The 15,453-nt window shown below is 56.7% G+C and carries 10 protein-coding genes; 3 read left to right on the top strand and 7 right to left on the bottom strand.

The window, feature by feature from the left end:
- Positions 1-92 precede the first annotated feature (92 nt).
- From Poly51_RS13120 to Poly51_RS31965, 3 genes are read right to left on the bottom strand one after another with little or no spacing between them, the layout of a single operon-like run.
- A complete protein-coding gene (locus Poly51_RS13120; protein ID WP_146458157.1) occupies positions 93-1,802 on the bottom strand; it encodes a kelch repeat-containing protein in 1,710 nt (569 codons plus the stop codon).
- Positions 1,799-2,287 carry a hypothetical protein gene (locus Poly51_RS13115; protein WP_146458155.1) on the bottom strand — a complete coding sequence of 163 codons (489 nt, stop codon included), beginning with the start codon at positions 2,285-2,287 and terminating at the stop codon, positions 1,799-1,801. Before Poly51_RS13115 ends, Poly51_RS13120 begins: the two co-directional genes overlap by 4 nt.
- Complete coding sequence (locus Poly51_RS31965; RefSeq protein ID WP_449314218.1) at positions 2,287-3,276, bottom strand: DUF1559 domain-containing protein; 990 nt, start codon at positions 3,274-3,276, stop codon at positions 2,287-2,289. Before Poly51_RS31965 ends, Poly51_RS13115 begins: the two co-directional genes overlap by 1 nt.
- 1,150 nt (positions 3,277-4,426) lie before the next feature.
- Here Poly51_RS31965 and hemP point away from each other — a divergent pair.
- Complete coding sequence (gene hemP / locus Poly51_RS13105; RefSeq protein WP_146458150.1) at positions 4,427-4,633, top strand: hemin uptake protein HemP; 207 nt, start codon at positions 4,427-4,429, stop codon at positions 4,631-4,633.
- 35 nt (positions 4,634-4,668) lie between these two features.
- On the opposite strand, the gene Poly51_RS13100 is transcribed toward hemP, so the two are convergent.
- Both Poly51_RS13100 and Poly51_RS13095 read right to left on the bottom strand, forming a co-directional pair.
- Positions 4,669-6,669, bottom strand: coding sequence for a redoxin domain-containing protein (locus tag Poly51_RS13100; RefSeq protein WP_246114470.1), 2,001 nt, complete (start codon positions 6,667-6,669; stop codon positions 4,669-4,671).
- A gap of 113 nt (positions 6,670-6,782) precedes the next feature.
- The gene (locus Poly51_RS13095) at positions 6,783-10,313 is read right to left on the bottom strand and encodes a mechanosensitive ion channel domain-containing protein (RefSeq protein WP_186775521.1); all 3,531 of its coding nucleotides are present in this window, start codon (positions 10,311-10,313) and stop codon (positions 6,783-6,785) included.
- A 23-nt stretch (positions 10,314-10,336) separates the two neighbouring features.
- On the opposite strand from Poly51_RS13095, the gene Poly51_RS13090 reads away from it, so the two are divergent.
- Entirely contained in the window at positions 10,337-10,885 is a 549-nt protein-coding gene (locus Poly51_RS13090) for a hypothetical protein (RefSeq protein ID WP_222435847.1), read from the top strand.
- Positions 10,886-10,910: 25 nt separating this feature from the next.
- Here Poly51_RS13090 and Poly51_RS13085 read toward each other — a convergent pair whose 3' ends face one another.
- Positions 10,911-12,521: an amidophosphoribosyltransferase gene (locus tag Poly51_RS13085; RefSeq protein WP_146458143.1), complete on the bottom strand. Its 1,611-nt coding sequence runs from the start codon at positions 12,519-12,521 to the stop codon at positions 10,911-10,913.
- Positions 12,522-12,738: 217 nt separating this feature from the next.
- On the opposite strand from Poly51_RS13085, the gene proB reads away from it, so the two are divergent.
- A complete protein-coding gene (gene proB, locus Poly51_RS13080) occupies positions 12,739-13,893 on the top strand; it encodes a glutamate 5-kinase (RefSeq protein ID WP_146458141.1) in 1,155 nt (384 codons plus the stop codon).
- 2 nt (positions 13,894-13,895) lie between these two features.
- Here proB and Poly51_RS13075 read toward each other — a convergent pair whose 3' ends face one another.
- Positions 13,896-15,224 (bottom strand): ammonium transporter, encoded by a 1,329-nt coding sequence (locus tag Poly51_RS13075; protein WP_222435846.1) that lies wholly within the window; start codon positions 15,222-15,224, stop codon positions 13,896-13,898.
- Positions 15,225-15,453 lie beyond the last annotated feature (229 nt).

The raw sequence follows: 15,453 nt of genomic DNA, 5'->3' as shown, positions 1-15,453 counted from the left end.
CGGCGACCGACGACGTTCCGCTGACGTCCTCTGCGGCAGGACGCGAATCGTCCGGCCGCTCCCACCCCAAAAACAAGCTGTGTGATGCAGCACTAAGGCAACTCAACTCGGTCGATTTGAGTGCACTTGCCGATTTCCATGTTAACGCCGCCCATGATCAACAACTGGCGATCGTTCGTGGGCAACATTCGATGAAAAAACCTCGGCGGATCAGACTTGGCGATCGTTGACCAACCTTGGCCGTCGGCGCCGATTCGATGCACGAAACCGTCCATCGTGCTGACGTAGAGTCCGCCACCGGTCGCGAAGGATGTCGAACCAAAGCCTGACATTCCCGAACCAGGCAGTGATGGTCCTTCGGTCCACGCGTTGGTTGTCGGATCGAAGACGTCGACTCGCGTGGTCGGTTGTCCATCGGAAGTCATTCCGCCGATCACAAACAATTTCCCGTCGTGGGCCGCCGCGCTGATCGCGCGTCTTTGGAAAGTGGGTGCGGCGATCGGTTGCCAGGTCGCGTCGGTGTCGCCCAAGTCCAGCGACCACGCGGTACTGTGCCATTCGCTATCGTCGCTTTCGCCGTTAAGTTTCCAACCGCCGACCACATAAATGGTGTCGCCAAGGACGGCTGCGTCCAGCGATGAACGAGCTTCGGGCAACGACGGAAGTTCTGTCCACAGGTGCGTGTTGGTGTCGTAGGCGGCAACCGCGTTCTGTGATCGTAGATCGTGTTCTTCACCGATCGCGTTGACCGCGGTGAATCCGCCGATGCGAATGACTCGGTCGCCATGGGCGACCAAGCCGAGACCCTGGAGCGCCGGTCCATTCGAAAGCTTCGTCCAAGTTCCCGATTCGCCGTTTGCGGTGTCCAAGCACCACAACCGATCGGATTGTTCGTCAACGGAATACGAGTGAGCGTCGCCGGTGTGGCCGCCGTAAAGATAGATTTTCGTGCCAACCATCGCGGCGCCAAAGCTGGTCAATTCTTCCGGCAACGCTGGCAATCCCGAGGGCACGATCGACGCGCCGCTGCTGGGGTCGACAGCGGGACGCGATGGTTTTTTCGCCGGTTCGGAATCATCCATTCGTTTGTCATGCGCGCCACCGGGAACCCGAAACGTTGCGGTCAGGTAATCCGTCGTGCTTCCGTAGCCCTGGCCATCGAGCGTTCCGCTGGCCGTGTCATCGGTCAGACCAACCGCGATTGCGTTTAGTCCCGGTTCGACCGCCGATTTTTTGAACGTCACGATGCCCGCGATGTCGGTGGTGGCCGAAGCTTCTTCGTGACCGGCTTCGCAATACAGTTTGACGTCGACGTCTTTGGCGGGTTTGCCATTGATCAAAATTGTGACGCTGATACCGCCGGCGGGCGACGCCGTGATGATCGATTGAAACGGTGCACCCGCCCGTGGTTCGGTGGGCCATTGGCTGATGTCTGTTTGCGGCAGATGTTCGACGTGATAGGTCAACTTCGTTCCGTGATAAATTCCGTACGTTGCGGTGCCGGCGATTTCGTCGACGGCGTTGATCTGGTCGGTGCTACGGATTCCGACCAACGAATCGTTGTCGACGCGCTCGGTGGTGACGGCGGACTTGGCATGGGTCAATTGGATCGCGGCAAGTTTTTCGGGCATGTGATACGTTCGATCCTCGGGCGACTCGCCAAACCACATCACCGCGTGCCCTTCGTCGTCGGTGGCAAGCCATGGCATGTGAGCAAAGGCGGCCGATGAGGCGACGAAAGACATCGTTGAAATGGAAGCCGCCAATGACAGAAGTCGGATTTGATGGAAAGTGTTTTTCATAGCGAACTCGAATGGGTTTGATTGGGTGAATGGTTTTGATCGGACGAAAGGAACTCGACGGCAAACGCCAACGCGTTTGCATGATCGGGTTTCAACTCGCAAGTCAGTTGGCTGCTTGCGTCAAACGCGGGATCGATCATCGCGTCGTCGGGCGGCATCGATTTGGCTTGGTCGGCCGGAATCGCCTTACGGATTTCTGCGGGAATCATGGCGATGCGAACTCGATACATTCCGCCATGCAATCCGGCATCGGCGGGAACTTCGAAGCGACCATCGAAGATTGGAACCGATGCGTTGGGGCCCTTGGTTTCTCGCATGGGTTCCAGCGTGATGACGGCACCCGACAATGGTTTTCCGCGCACGACAACGGTCCCACTGGCCGTCAACGTCGGGCTTGGCGGTGGATTGCACCCGGTCAGGCATATCCCAATTCCACCGATAAGAGCGATCCAAATCGGCATGTTGAAACGAGCGTTCAGGTGCATTACCACGGCTCCTGATCAATGACTTCGCCGTCGTTGCGGGCGGTCAATCGTTGCAAGATCACGGCGTCGACGGACTCGGTCAAGAAGCGAACGCTTCCGTCGCTCAATACGAATTGGACGCCGCCGACATGAGGACCACGAAACGATTCATAAGACGGAATGTCGAACAGCGAGATCTCTTTTGCATTGAACCTGCCGAAGGTCGATGCCGTCGAATGGTACGGATAGCTGTTGGCCCACTTGCCGGCACTTTCACCGCCCGATCCCGGAAAGGGGAATGGCAGCGACGACGTTTCGCGAATTTGGACGCCAAACTCGCCGACCAACAACGTGTTGGTTGTCCCGTCGGCATTGGAAATGTCGTCGACCGTGACCCACGGCAACCAAGACGACGAATCGGGCAACCCCGCGACGACTCGCTCGCCACGAAAAACATTCATCGCATCGACGATGGCACCGTCGTGGATTTGGTTGCGATACTTTTTGGTTCCCGTTGACAACGCATAACTGGAATAGCCATCGGGCGTTCCGCCGCTATCGGGTAATGACATCGACGGACACAGGTACACCGGGGGTGTACGCTTGGCCGACGCTTCGTTTTGTGGCGACCAAGCATCGGCATTGAAGTCGAACTGTTCGAACAACGATGACTGTTCGACGAAAGGCAAGATCGACACAAACGCGGTCAGACCTGCCCGTTGAACCGGTTGGCGATTTGTTCCGCCGACTCGAATGCCGATGGCGCTGGGCGGTAGCCGACGGTTCACGTCGTTGTAGTTGTGCATCGCCAAGCCGATTTGTTTTAGGTTGTTGCCGCATGACATTCGCCGCGCCGCTTCTCGCGCCGATTGGACACCGGGCAACAGCAAACCGATCAGGATGCCGATGATTGCGATCACGACCGACAGTTCGATCAAAGTGAATCCGCGACGTGAATGATCCTTGGTTGAAGTTGTTCGACGGTTCGTCTTTCGTCGCCGCAACCCGATGCCGCATGCGATCGCGCCCAACACTGCCAAACTGCTCGGTTCGGGAATGGCCGATGGCGTGATGAACGGCGTGCTTTGGGTGAACGTGTCGATGCGAAACTTGTCCAACGAAAGGTTGGCGGACTGTGCTTGAAAGTCGAAACGATATTCGGCTTGCGAAGCGTTCAAATCCCAGATCGCCAGATAGCTGACGCCTTCGCCACCGAATGTTCCGCCCAAGGCAATGCGTCCGGTTTCCTTGGCGAAACCGGGGGCGATCGTCCCCGCGGTCATCGCGGACGGGCTAAGCAAGATCGACGAATAGTCCAGTTCGGAACCCAACGTTTCAAACTGGGCCACGATGCGAGTGAACCCACCACCCGACGTGCCCGATCGTACCGTTGCGAAGGCGTCGGTCAAGAATGTCGAGTCGTCGCCCGGTCCAAACAGTCCGCCGTAGGCGTTCCCACTGGATGGCAGCGATTGGTTGGAATTGAACGTCAACGAGCTGGGCATTCCGCCATTGGCGAAGCTAGCGTTGGCGCTCGGGGACGTTCCCGCCGGCAGGAACCCGGGCGCCGTCCCACCTGGAAAACCGTCAAAGCGATCCCAGAACGCGAACGTGCTGTGGGGGGATCCGGTGGACCACGGGAACACTTGGCCCGACACGTCCGCAACGGACTGCCCCGGCACAAAGATGGCTGCGTTTGCAACCAAGGCCGCGAATCCAAATGCGACAGAAAACAGTCGACTCAAACGACGACACCAAGCCATGGTGATGACCTCTGCGAAACAAGTCTTGAAAACGCCCACGCGTCGCCCAATGCAACGGGGTGCAGTCCTTCCGTCTTGCTCGCTGGGTCCGAAGGCGGTGAAAATCGAAGACGCTGGAAACGTCCCGCGACCCGCTCGGCCTGGCTTGCTACCTGAGAAAGTTGTTGAGAATCGGTCTCAACAAGCGTCAGGGTAGCCGAGAGCTTCTTCGTCGAAAAGTCCCTTTTGAGTCGACGCTTCCAAGCCTCTGCTCGCTTGCATGGATTTCGTGTGGCAAATTGCGGGGAAAAACTTTTCACAAGCAATGTTGACAAAAATACGGAAACGGGCTTTCCTTATTGAGACGCGTTCGCAACAAGGCAAATATTTCTCACTCTCACCCTTCCCGGTTCCATTCATGCCCCCATCCACGGACGACGGCCCTGCCGAAAATCAGGGGCCCATGCCTCCCCAGCGGGCAGCACCCCCGGTCGCGCTACCGCATCGAAAAATACTGCGATTCAACGATCTGGCGCACTGCGGCGAAGAGGTATGGATCGAATACGAAGGCAAGTTGTATCGACTTCAAAGCACTCGCCAGGGCAAATTGATTCTGACAAAGTAGCCGTCACCCGCCGATCTGTTTGTCGATGCCTCGTCCTAGCGACTGGCTTCGGATCGCGTGAGAATGCCGTCGACGTTTGTATCGAGCTGATCAAAGACGGCGTGCAGTTTTCGTGGTGTTTCGCTTCGAGTCAACTTTTCATCGCCGTCGGTATCAAGTTCGTCGAACTTCTGCAGCGTGACCGCGCGACGAATTTTTTGCTCGATCGTCTCGGGTGTCTCCGGCGTGGCTTCCTTCGCCAACGGCACGCTGTAGTGGTAGTAACCGATCATCATCTCGTCCCAGGTCTGGTCACCCCATCGGACTTCGGCCTTGGGGTCTGGATTATTGAGATTGTCTTCGCTGTTGTCGAACGTTGCGGTACAGAAGAGTCGATCGCCTGCGTTCACCTTGCGCGGCTGACTCAAAACGTACGTCGTCTGCCAATTGAAATCGTAAGCCGGGATCTCCAGAATCGTTTCACGACTGTCGGACGAACTTTTCAATTCATAGCGATAAGCTTTTCCACGCACGTGCATGTGGGGGCTGAACGACAGCAGCGTCGCATCGCCGGGCAGCGGCGGGCTTGACGCCGTCACGCGGAAATCAGAATCATGCGGCGGGATTCGAAACGAAGTGTTCAGCGCGCTGTTGGTGACAATTTCGTGCGTGACCTTGTCCGCTTCGATGACCAAAATTCCCAATTGGCTTTGGTCGGTTTGCGGCGATCCGGTCGGCGTGTAGTGAACTTGAAAAATCAATTCGCTGCCGGCCGGAATTCGCTTAGCGTGTCCCTCCGGTGCAAGTTCAAGCCTTGCGCCGGGCACGTAGCCGACCAAGAATCCTCGAGCGCCGTTCAAGCCTTGCCGTTGGCCCTTGGGGACTGCGAACGCCAAGATGTGGTGTACGACTTCGCGATTTCCCGGGCGCAATTCAGCGGCTTCCAACCAAACATCGGATTCGAATCCGGGGTCGACTGAAAAATACTGGTACCGTACGGTGCCCTCGGCGGGGATCGGAATCGGTTCGGGGCTGATGTTGATCACTCGATCTGGCTCGCGGGGCAATTGCCAACCCGCGACTTTGGGTGCCAGTGCGGGCAAGTCATCGAGGGACCCCAGCGGTGCTCCCGCCTCGGCCCATGTGGAAAGGGTTGCTTTGTCTTCGTCCGTCATTCGACGGTCGTTCGCAAACGTGCCGTGCGCGTCCACGGCGTGCCAAGGTGGCATTCGTCCGTCTTGAACCACTTCGGAAATCATGTCTGCCCAACCGACGACTTCGTTCGGATCGGTCAGTCCGAACGGAGCGATTTCGCCTTCGCGATGACACTGGACACAGTGTTGATTCAAAATTTTAGCGACGTGGCTGCCGTAGGTGATCTCGTTCGATTCATCGACGGTTTTGGTGCGACCAATGATGCATCCGATCGCGCTGGTGCGAGCTAGCGAAACGGATTTTCCGGTCAACAATTCGTCCAGGGCGATTTTCAGATCTTGTCGGCCGGGCTCGTCACGCACATAGCCGATGCCGTACTGATCATCGACGCGACCTCGGTAACGAAGTGTTCGTTTGGCATCGAAGACGAAAATTTCGGGAGTGCGTTCAGCGCCCAACTGATCGGCGAATCGATTGCCGCCATCTTTGACCATCGGGAATTCGATGGATTGGCGAGTTACCATTGCGCCGATTTCCGCCAAGGAATCTTGGCGGTTGCTCAGCACACCCACTACCGCGACGCCGCGATCGCCATACTGTTCGACAACCTCGTTCAATCGAACGGAATACAGTTTGGCGAGTGGGCACTCGGTTCCCAGAAATGCGACGACTAAGATCGATTGATCGTGGAAGTCATCCTGGGTCCAGTGTCGACCTCGATGATCGACCATATCGAACGGCTCAAGTAGCATCGTTTCAACGTTGGCTTGGGTTGCCGGATCGCCGGCCATCGATACCGATTCGATCAAGACAGAAAGCAGACCGAAAGACACCAGGATGAATGTCGCTATTTCGCAAAACACGGGTATGAAAGACGCCGGGCCGCAGCTGAATCGTCGCATTTGAAGTGTTTCCTGCCATCAACGTAAACATGGTTTCGTCTAGCCGGACGATCGGCCGTTCGATTTACAACGATGTCATCGTGGCTTGCCGTCGGCGAAATCGCATCGTCGATTTATGTATCCGTTGGTTGCGATGGCGTGGGGAGTTGCCACCCGTCGGGCGCGGATCGGATGTGTAAATCTTGTTGAGGAAAAGCGATTTCGATTCCCGCTTGGGCAAACGTGTCGTCGATCGCCAAATTCAGCTCGCTGATCGTATCTAAACGGCCATCAAGATTCGGTATGAAGCACCTCATCGATAGGTTGAGCGTGCTATCGCCGAAATTATCGAACGTCGCCGAGGCGGGGGGCTCGTTCAGGATTCTCGGGTGTTCAGCAGCAACTTGCAGCAATAGCGTCAACGCTTTCCGCACATCCGATCCGTAAGCAACACCGATCGGGATCACGATTCGGCTGACTTGATCGGACCGCGTCCAGTTCAGTAGTCGCCCGGTCACAAAATCTTTGTTGGGAACGATGTACTCTTTGCGGTCCCAGTCCGAGATCGTCGTTGCTCTCATCTGAATCCTGGAAACTGTGCCGCTGACGCCATCGAGCGTGACGACGTCACCGATCCGAATGGGCCGTTCCCACAGGATGATGATTCCCGAAACGAAGTTACCGAAAATTTCCTGCAAACCGAAGCCCAAACCGACGGTCAACGCCGCGACCAACCATTGTAACTTCGCCCAACTCGCACCGATCGCGGATGATGACAACAGGATACCGACGACCAAGATCGCGTACCGGGTCATCGTAACGATCGCAAACTTGAACGACGCCTCGAGCGGCAAACGCTGCAAGATCGCAATCTCAATCAGGCCCGGAACGTTTCGTACCAACGTGAAGGTGACCACGGCGATCACGACGGCGGCCAACACGTTGATCAACGTGATATTTTCAATCCTCGTTTCCGTTGTTCGGGTCATGCCGCCGTCGGCCGCGGGTGTTTCTACCACGACCTCGCGTTCGGTGTCCCACAACTTAACTTGATCCAGAATGCCAAACGCGGGAAACAACCCAGACCACAGCAACCACATCAACACCAATCCACTCATCAACAAACTCGAATGTAGAATCCGCAGCACCTGTTCGCTGTTGACTCGCAGCGCGTCATGCTCGCTTTCGAGTGACAGCGATTCACTGGTGACGGCTTGTTCGACCGGCGCGGCGGGGGCCGAACCCGCTGGTGCATTGCCGGCGGCCAAGGCGGCGGCATGCAACTGGGCTTGCGCGGCGCGTCGTTCTTTCATCTTTTGGATGCGAACGCGACGATGGTTGATTTGCAGCGCGCGAATCGCGAACGCGCGGATCGCGACCAACGTGACGGCGAGCCAGATTGTGTGCCAAAAACGCCACGTCAACTCCGTCGCCGTATAATAGAAACCTGAGACGATCAGCAGCGTCATGATGCAGGGGAAAAGAATGATCGCCCAAGTCCAAAGGTTGCTGGTTCGGGCGAACCATGCATTGGGATTGCGTCGAAGGTACTCGGCCATCGCTCCGTGGCGAGGGTGCAGAATCTGGTACAGCGCCCACGCCAAAATCACCAACGAACATGCCATGCACAATCGTTCGAGCGCATTGTTGGTGTCCAATCCGCCCAGTTCACGCAGCATTGTGACAACGAAAACGAACGGCAGCAACAAAAATCGTTGCATCCGCATGGTTCGTCGCAACAAATCGGTCACGCGCGCCGGCCAACCAAAATGCGACGCCGCCAACCCGTGCTCGCGGCACGCATGTCGAACCACGTTCAACAGCATCAAGACGGCGGCCGTGGCAACCAGGCCGCGTCCGACCGACATGGGGAAGTGCACACTCAACGGCGATGCGATCAACCGCCAACCCAAAAACAACAGCACGGCGGGCCAGACGATGGCCATGATCACGGTCATCATCGCAGCGCGAACGGTTACCGAAAACTCGGTACACGTCGGACGCTCGGCGATCTTTCCGAACTCGATCAATTGCTTTCGACCGCGGTAGCGTGCCGGCATCATCAACAGCAAAGCCAAACTGCCCAGCCCATACAACCAAGGTCGTGTGAAAGCATCGATCCAAATGGATCGGCCGACGTCGGCCCAGGACGCAGGCCGGGCGATTTCACTGAAGCCTTCCACGGCATCTGTGATCGATTGCCAATCGAAAAAACCGTTGCTACGAATCCACAAAACATGTTCGTTCAAAAACGTGCGATACTCCTCCGAAGCCACAATCAAATGGTTCTCGGCGAAATCCAACTCGGACAGTTGCTGAAAATACTTATTGTAGTTTTTGGACAGCGACTGCAACGTCGTCAGGTAGTCGGATTGGATCTGTTTCTCGAGTCCGCTGGCGTTGGGGTCAAGCGATTCGCTTTCTGCAGCATCGGCGTCGTCTTCGTAATTGAGCCGCTTCAGTTCGACGTCACGCATCAATTCCTGACGCGTCAAACCCTGGCGGTGAATTTCTCGTACGTCCGGCAACAACGACAATTGCTTTCGCAGTTCCAATCCGATCGCGCCACTCATTCCGATCCGACTGAATCGTTCGCGGGTACGTTCTTCGACGATGCGAAGATCATCAAATCGCTTGCGAGCCGTTTCGGCGTCGGCGGAAACTTTCCCGATGTTGCTGACGACCGTTTCATCCTCCTCCGCCAGTTCGGTATTACGTAGCGCGAGTGTCCGCAGTTCGGGCGACTCGATCGACTCTGCCAATTTGCTCAAGTCGTTCACACGACTGCGCGCCTGACTCTTACGCATAGTGTCGATTCGTTGATTCAACGCCGCGATCGCTGCTTCGGCCGATTCGACTTCGCTTTGTGCCTGCTTGACTTTCATGTCTGGCAAATCGACGGCCTGTTCGGCGTCGTAGCGAGCCAGTTCCCACTGGTAGGCCGGCAATTCAAGAGCAAGTGATTGCAGCTTTGCCAGTTGCAGCAACCGTCGCGCCGAAGCCGCCCACGGCGATTCGCCGCTTGGGGAATCCACCGCCAATTGTTGCTCGGCCTCCGTCACGCGTTGGGCATGCGAGGCTTGTAGCAGGGCGATTTGTTTTCGCCGATCGACCCGGCGTGTCAAATCGGATTGCAGGGTCGTTAGCCGGTTGCGGGCCTCTTGTGTTTGAGCCAGCAGGGATGCAACACGGCTTTCCAATTCGGTCAACGTCGCCGTCGGCGGTGGAAGCTGCAGAGACTTATCTTTGGTCGCTTCGATTTCGGCTTCCAGCGTTTCAAGCCGCGACGGCACCGCCTGGACGGCCGTGCGATCCTGTTTGGCGGTGGCTTCGAACTTAGCCGACCGCGTAAGTTCTTCCGTTGCTTGCAGCAATACGCTGCTGACCGCTGCCTTGGCTGCGTCATCTAGATCAGTTGCGGATTCGATCTGAGTCTGCAGTTCTTTGATCTTCGCCGGTGTGACTTGGTCAGGAACGACGGTTTCCGCCGACGCATCCGTTGCTGCATCCTTCTTGGCGGAAGCCGCTGCTTGAATTTCGTTATCATTGGGCAACACCAATGCTTCCTGACCGATGGCGATCGAAGTGGTGCATGCGAACAGAAAGACAACCGCAAAGGCAGTCTTTCGGTGAATCGATCGCGTGGAAATCAATAGTGTCTTCATGGATCTATGGCGAGGTATTTTTTGTGAGTTCATCGTTCGATCCTTCATCGGAATTGACTTCGCATTCACGTTCAGGCCCGTCGGTGGGCGATCTCTTTGTTCGTTTGGCGGATACACCTTGGCAGATCGCTATGGTGCTGAGCGGCGGTGGCAGCGGTGCCGTTGGGATATGTTTCCGTCGGGCAGGCGCGTCGGTCAATTTCGTCGAAGCCAACATTCCCTATTCTCGAGCATCTCTGGAATCGTATTTGGGCGCGCCACCATTCGACGGCTATGCTTCCGTCGATACCGCACAACAAGCGGCGACGGTCGCCAGATCGCGAGCGATTCGCTTGGGAAACGGCAACGAACAACGATCGGCGGGATTGGCGCTCTTGGCGGTGTTGCCGACGGAACCATCTCGCCAAGACGGTTGCCGAGTTGTTGTTGCGTTGCAGACAGCGAACGAAAGCAAGACTTGGGTTCAATCAATCGACAAGGCGACTGACGGCGAACGCCATGACCGTTCGTCAGCCGAATCGATCGCTGACCACATGGTGATCGTGGCAATCGAACACTTGCTATCGCTATAAATGTTTTCCCAATTCCGAGGCAACGCTATTCGGACAACAGTGCGGCTGCCAACTGCTCGTACGTTCGCTTGCTGTCCATTTTAGTGCCGCGATTATCCATCGCGATTTGATAAAGATGTTGGCCGCACGCGGTCGGATACTTGCCCGTCACGCACGCTTGGCAAAGGTGGTTGGCGGGTTTGCTGATCGCACGAGCGATCGCTTCGACGGGTAAATACCTCAGCGAGTCTGCACCCAAGTCGTCGGCCAGTCGCTGTTGGGATTCGTCCGTCAACACTCCGTTCTTAAAGTACTTTGGCGCGATCAATTGATCGATCGTACTCATGTCGATGCCATAGAAACACGGCGCGATGATCGGCGGACAGGCCACGCGGACGTGAATCTCTCGGGCACCACCGACGTGGCGAATCCGATCCAACAACGCGTTCATGGTCGTGCTGCGGACGATCGAGTCCTCGACCAAGATGACGCGTTTTCCTTCCAAGACTTCTCGCAGCGGCGTGTACTTGGCCGCCGCTTTGGCCTTCCGCGCGGTGCCGCCTTCGATGAAAGTCCGACCGGCGTATCGATTTCGGATCAACCCCTCGCGACACGGAATCGACAACTGGAAAGCCATCGAGTCGGCCGCCGCTTTGCTGGTGTCGGGCACAGGCACGATGATGGTGTCCGTCGGATCAAGCGGCACGCGATCGAGTTCGCGTTCGGCTCTGGCCAGCTCTTCGCCCAAACGAGTTCGACTCAGATAGACGCTTTGATCGTCCAGCGTGCTGGCGACGTTGGCGAAGTAGACCCATTCAAAGAAACAATGCTTTGGATCCGATGTTTCGGCGAACCGTTCCATTCGAAACCCGTCTTCGGGATCGATGATGATCGCGTGTCCGGGCGGTAACGATTTGATCTGTTCGTTGCTGAAACCCAAATTCAACAGCGCGACGCTCTCGCTTGCTGCGGCAAACAGGGGGCCTTCATGGACGTAACACATCGGCTTGATGCCCAATGGATCTCGCGCGACGATCATCTCGCCTTCAGCCGTCAAAACCGCCAACGAATATGCGCCGTCGAAGCCGGCCGTCGTTTGCTTCAGAACATCGATCCAATCGATTCGCGATTGAGACTGGCTCATCTGACGAGCCAACTCGTGCAGAATGATTTCAGTATCCGTATCAAGCGTCAGATGGTGATCGCCGTCTGCGAGCAGACGTTCTTTCAGCAAACCGTAATTCGACAATTGCCCGTTAAAACAGAAACTGAACCATTTGCGTTTGTGAATGTGTTTTCGTTCGAACGGTTGCGCGTAACTGCGATCGTCTTGCCCGCACGTGGCATATCGGACGTGGCCGATCGCCGCGCGTCCGGCCAACGACTTCATCAACGATTCGGCTTTGGCGCGATGGTTCAGCCGGAAGACTTCGGTCACGGTTCCGACGTCTTTGCGAGTTCGCAAGAGCCTCGGTTGATCCGGGTCAAACGTCGTGATGCCGGCTGCAAGCTGTCCGCGGTTCTGGATATCCAGCAACATCCGCGGCAACAATCGGCTGATTTGGCGAGGTCCATCTTCGGTACACATCGGGCTGCGACCGCGACCGGAGAGGTGGTAAATGGCCGCAACACCACATTCGTGATGGATTTCGCTCATAACGACGGAATTTCCTGGATGACGGGCGGTGTCCGGTGACACTTCAATCGAAACGGGCAGAACGAGACTTCGCAGACGACACCAATGCAGATGTTTTTACAACGGGCTTCCCGCGACGTCGATTCCCCGTGACAATTTCGAGTCATTCAGAATACGCTCGATCGCGTAAAAACATACCTCAAATCGCATTCCCGACCGCATCTACCCGTTCCTGGCCATGAATCAACGCCCCACCACGTCTGTCCAAGCCCGCCGCGATGCCATCGACGGCGCCCAGTGTGTGGTCGTCAAAGTTGGCACCCGAGTACTGACGGGCCCCGACGGAAAACTGGATCGACGCCGGATCGATGTCCTTTCCGGTGCGCTGTGCCGAATCGCCGATACGGGTCGCCAAGTGTTGATGGTCAGCAGCGGCGCAGTCGGCGCAGGGCTGGGAAAACTGGGGCTTGAACATCGGCCGACGGGGCTGTCCCAGCTGCAAGCGATCGCGGCCATCGGGCAAACCGATTTGATCCAAGCCTACGAGACCGCGTTATCCGCCCAAGGTCGACACGCCGCCCAGGTCTTGTTGACGGCGGCCGATTTGCGCCGTCGGAAGGGCTATTTGAACGTTCGAAACGCATTGAGACAGATTCACGCGTTCGGCGCGATTGCCGTCATCAACGAAAATGATTCCGTGGCGGTATCGGAACTGAAGACGACGTTCGGCGACAACGATCGATTGGCCGCCCAGGTCGCCGGACTGCTGGTCGATGCGATTGTCATCATTCTGTCTGATATCGAGGGTCTGTTTGACGGCCACCCCAACGACAAGGCCAGCAGGCGGATCGATGTGGTCGACTCAATCGATGAAACCGTTTTGGGTTTTGCCGATGACAAGAAAAGCAACAGCAGCAAAGGCGGCATGGCCAGCAAGTTAAAGGCTGCGGAATTGGCAACCAGCCACGGCCACCCAGTCATCATCGCACCGGGTCGTGACGATGATGTGCTGGACAAAATCTTTGCCGGCGAACCGATCGGTACGCTGTTCCTTCCGCTGGAGAATAACATCCGAGGTCGGCGGCGATGGATCGGTGCGGCTGCGCACTTGGGTGGAAGTCTGCAACTGGATGCCGGAGCCGCCAATGCACTGATCAACCGGGGCAGCAGCCTGTTGGCCGTCGGCGTGACGGGAGTCGTCGGATCGTTTGGCGCCGGCAGCATTGTCGCGATGCTGGACCCCGATGGAAAGGAAATTGCGCGTGGGCTTTGCAACTATCGATCATCCGACGTGCTAAAAATCTTGGGCCAACCCAGCGATCGCATCAGTGACCTGCTGGGCAAGTCATCGTATGAAAACGTCGTCCATCGCGACAATCTGGTGCTGTCGTAGTCTTAGCCAACGTAACCGCGTTCTTCGTGCTCGGTGAGATCGAGCCCGCGAATTTCACCCTGAGCGTCGATGCGAAGTCCGATCGTGAATTGGACCAGTCGTAGAATGACATACGTGGCGATAATCGCGTAAATCGCACACGACACAGCCGCGAGCAACTGGACCGTGACTTGGTTCAAAATGCCGCCCTCGATACCGCTGCCGCCGAACTGCTTCGCCGCAAAGACGCCGCACATGATCGTGCCCAGAAAGCCACCGACCCCGTGAACGCCGAACACGTCCAACGTGTCGTCGTAACGCAGCCGCTGCTTGATTTTCGTAGCAAACAAAAAGCAAACGGCACCCGATGTAGCACCGATCGCCATCGCGCCAATCGGTCCGACCGTTCCCGATGCCGGCGTGATCGCGGCCAGTCCAGCAATCGCGCCCGTCGCGGCACCCAAGACGCTTGGCTTGCCAAGTTTGAACCACTCGATGCCCATCCAGACGATGGTGGCCACGGACGCCGAGATGTGCGTGACGAAAACCGCCATCGCCGCGGTCCCATCGGCCGCCAACTGACTTCCGCCGTTGAAACCGAACCACCCAAACCAAAGCATGGCAGTGCCCAGCAAGGTCATCGTCAAATTATGTGGCGGCTCTAAATGTGTCGGGTACCCCAATCGTGGTCCGATGACCAAACAGGCCACCAGCGCAGCGAATCCAGCGGTAACGTGAACCACAATCCCGCCGGCAAAATCTTTCACGCCCCAATCGGCGTACAAACCGCCGTCGCCCGCCCAGGTCATATGGCAAATGGGACAATAGACAACCAGCAACCATAGGACAGAGAAAGCCAGCATCGCCGAAAACTTCATACGTTCGGCGAACGCACCGACGATCAACGCAGGAGTGATGACGGCAAACGTCATTTGAAACGCGGCAAACAAAACCTCTGGAATCGTCCCATGCATGGAGTCGACGGTGACTCCCTTCATCATGACCTTCCCGAACCCGCCGATGAACGAGTGCAGGTTGACCACATCCTTCTCCATCCCGGTTGTATCAAACGCAAGACTGTAGCCACAGACAATCCAAAGGATCGACATGACGGCCGTTAGCGAAAGGCACTGCATGAAGATCGACAGAACATTCTTCGATCGAACAAGTCCGGCGTAAAACAAGGCCAGCGCAGGAATCGTCATAAAGAGGACCAATCCGGTCGCCATCAAAATCCACGCCGTGTCGCCCGAATTCAGCACCGATTCATCAGCACCATACGCCGACGAACTAAGGGCGAGAAAGAGCAGTAGAAATAGTTGGAAACGACTCTTCAGTATTCTTGTAAACAATGTTTAACGCCTTCTTGTTACCGCCAAGTTCAAGATCGGCGACATCTTAGTCAAGCATTCCCGATACGGGAATCAGACGTGTTCAGCGGTGCTCTGTCTGCCGTTGACGGATGGGAAATAGATTGATCGCGCTTGCCCGATCGCACTTGCGGAGCGCAACTTATCGTAGGTTCACCCACCTTGTTGCGAACCAGATCACCGGGCCTCCAATCCGCTACACTCGTTCCCA

It is taken from the genome of Rubripirellula tenax (assembly GCF_007860125.1).
In the GTDB taxonomy this organism is placed as follows: Bacteria; Planctomycetota; Planctomycetia; order Pirellulales; family Pirellulaceae; genus Rubripirellula; species Rubripirellula tenax.
The sequence above is the reverse complement of the archived record's forward strand: the minus strand, read 5'-3'. Positions and strand labels throughout refer to the sequence as shown.